The 3,137-nt window shown below is 63.0% G+C and carries 2 protein-coding genes; both read right to left on the bottom strand.

What is annotated here, in order from left to right; translation table 11 throughout:
• Positions 1 to 1,584: aconitate hydratase AcnA (gene acnA / locus V7Q81_RS15335; RefSeq protein WP_333845058.1), on the bottom strand; the 1,584-nt coding region annotated here is incomplete at its 3' end.
• A gap of 62 nt (positions 1,585 to 1,646) precedes the next feature.
• Positions 1,647 to 3,089, bottom strand: coding sequence for a bifunctional 2-methylcitrate dehydratase/aconitate hydratase (locus V7Q81_RS15340; RefSeq protein WP_333845059.1), 1,443 nt, complete (start codon positions 3,087 to 3,089; stop codon positions 1,647 to 1,649).
• Positions 3,090 to 3,137: the final 48 nt, after the last annotated feature.

Below are 3,137 nucleotides of genomic sequence, written 5' to 3' on the forward strand. Positions count from 1 at the left end.
CTTGAGATACTCGGTCACGACTCGGGATCCGGGGGCGAGGGAGGTCTTGATGTGCTTCTTCACGGCGAGACCCTTCTCCACCGCCTTTTTCGCAAGGATTCCCGCGGCGATCAACACGCTGGGGTTCGATGTGTTAGTGCAGGAGGTGATGGCGGCGATCAGCACATCCCCATGGCCGATCTCCACCGTCTCCGATGCCGGTCGATCCAGGGTGACCAGGTCGGGGGTGGGGCGGTTGTCCACCATCTCCACCACGTCCAAGGGTGCCGCGGCGTTCACGGATTCGGGGGAGATCACGCCGCCGCCGCTCGCTGTATGACCCGAGGCCAAGGTGGCCGGGTAGCGCCTGCCCAACTCCTCCCGGGGTTTGTTATAGCCGTTTTCGGCCATGGGCTTTGCGAAGAGCTCGGCAAAGCGGGCCTTCACCTGCCCGATCTGGATCCGGTCCTGGGGCCGCTTGGGCCCGGCCAGGGAGGGCTCTACCGTCCCGAGATCCAGCTCCAACACCTGGCTGTAATCGACGTCGCCGAGCTTTGGCATGCCAAAGAGCCCCTGCGCCTGGAAATAAGCCTTGAACGCCGAGACTTCTTCTCGGCGGCGGCCCGTGGTTTCCAGGTATTGGACCGTTTTGTCGTCCACGGGGAAAAAGCCCATGGTGGCGCCGTATTCAGGGGCCATGTTGGCGATGGTAGCCCGGTCCGGTACAGGTAGGGCCGCTGCACCTTCGCCGAAGAACTCCACGAACTTCCCCACCACCTTGGCTTTGCGCAGCATCTCGGTGATAGTAAGGACCAAGTCGGTGGCGGTCACGCCCCAGCGCAATTCCCCTTTCAGGTGCACCCCCACCACATCCGGAGTGAGGAAGTACACCGGCTGGCCCAACATGCCCGCTTCTGCCTCGATTCCCCCCACTCCCCAGCCCACCACGCCAATGCCGTTGATCATGGTGGTGTGGCTGTCGGTGCCCACCAGAGTGTCGGGGAAGTAGACCCCGTCTTTGTAATGTATCCCCCGCGCCAGGTATTCCAAGTTGACCTGGTGCACGATGCCGATACCGGGCGGCACTACGCGAAAGCTGTCGAAGGCCTGCATGCCCCACTTCATGAACTGGTAGCGCTCCCGGTTGCGCTGGAATTCCAGCTTCATGTTGAGCTCCAGGGCCTCCCGGCTCCCGTAATAGTCGATCTGTACCGAGTGATCCACCACCAGGTCCACCGGGACCAGGGGCTCGATCAGCTTGGGATCCCGGCCCAGGCGCTGGGCCACGCCACGCATGGCCGCAAGATCGGTCAACAGGGGCACGCCGGTGAAGTCCTGCAGCACGATGCGGGAGACGACGAAAGGGATCTCCTGAGTTCGGGGTGCGCTAGGACGCCAGGCGGCAAGCGCCCGCACGTGCTCCTCGGTGATTTTTTTGCCGTCGCAGTTGCGCAGCACCGACTCCAAGACGATGCGCAGGGAGATCGGCAGACGGGACACCTTCCCCAAGCCGGCCTTCTCCAAGGCCACGAGGGAGTAGAGCTTGCCCTTCTTGCCCTTGGCGGGGGTGAACTCCTTGAGCGAGTCGAAGAGGTTGTGGCTCATGGCCTGAGGTCCTTTCTTGATCCCTGAGCGGGTACGCATATGAGGGAATGCTGCCATGGGAGTCAGATCACGAACATGTCGACGAATTCGTGCACCGGGGTCGCTTCCAGGGCCTTTTGGTCCTGGCACAAAGAGAAGATCGCCGCGGCCTGCTTCGGCGGGAAGCGGCGTGCCAGGTTGGCGCGGAATTTGGCCTCCAACAAAGGAATGCCTTCGCTGCGGCGGCGCCGATGGCCGACGGGATATTCCACCACCACTTCCCCAGTCTGGGTTCCGTCCTTGAAATAGATGATGACGCCGTTGGCGATGGAGCGCTTGTCCGGATCCAAATAGTCCTTACTGAATTGAGGATCCTCCACGACCTCCATCTTCTCCCGCAGCCGGTCGATGCGTGGGTCGGCAGCGACTTCGTCCTCATAGTCGGAAGCGGTCAGCCGGCCGAAGATCAGGGGCACCGCCACCATGTATTGCAGGCAGTGGTCTCGGTCTGCCGGGTTATGCAGCGGTCCCCTCTTGTCGATGATGCGGATAGCGGACTCGTGGGTCCGAATCACGATTCTTTCGATCTCTTCGAGCCGGTCCTTCACCTGGGGGTGAAGCTGCATGGCGCACTCCACTGCGGTCTGGGCGTGGAACTCCGCCGGAAAGGAAATCTTGAACAGCACGTTTTCCATGACGTAGGAGCCGTAGGGCCGCTGGAACCTGAGCCGCTGACCGCGGAACAGCACGTCGTAGAAACCCCAGGTCCTGGCAGTGAGGGCCGACGGATAGCCCATCTCGCCCTTCTTCGCCATCAGCGCAAGGCGCACCCCCCGGCTGGTGGCATCGCCTGCTGCCCAGGATTTGCGCGATCCCGTATTGGGGGCATGGCGGTAGGTGCGCAGGCTGTGACCGTCGATCCAGGCGTTGGACACGGCGTTGACGATTTCTTCATGGGTGCATCCCAGCATGTGGGCTACGACGGCGGTGGTGGCGACCTTCACCAGGATCACGTGGTCCAGGCCCACTCGGTTGAAACTGTTCTCTAGGGCGATTACTCCCTGGATCTCGTGGGCCTTGATCATGGCCTCCAGCACCTGGCGCACGGTGAGGGGGGGTTTGCCTTGGGCGATGGCGGTGCGGGACAGCCAGTCGGCGGTGGCCAGGATGCCGCCCACATTGTCGGAGGGATGACCCCATTCGGCGGCGAGCCAGGTGTCGTTGAAGTCCAGCCAGCGGATCATGGCGCCGATGTTGAAGGCGGCCGTCACCGGATCGAGCTGGAACTGAGTGCCCGGCACCTTAGCCCCGTGGGGAACCACGGTACCGGGCACGAGGGGCCCCAGCAGCTTGGTGCAGGCCGGGTAGCCCAGGGCTTCCAGCCCGCAGCCCAGGGTATCCATCAGGCATAACCGGGCGGTGGCATAGGCCTCCGCGCTCCTAATCTCGTATTGGGTGACGTAGTCGGCGATGTCTATGAGCTCCTGGTCGGGAGCGGGGCGGACGTTTGAAGGTGGTACTTCCATGGTTTTCCCTCTCGGGCTCGTGCAAGGGGCAGCCGAGGTCCGGTATCC

Origin of the sequence: Pelomicrobium sp., assembly GCF_036803785.1 — a bacterium.
Taxonomy (GTDB): Bacteria; Pseudomonadota; Gammaproteobacteria; order Burkholderiales; family UBA6910; genus Pelomicrobium.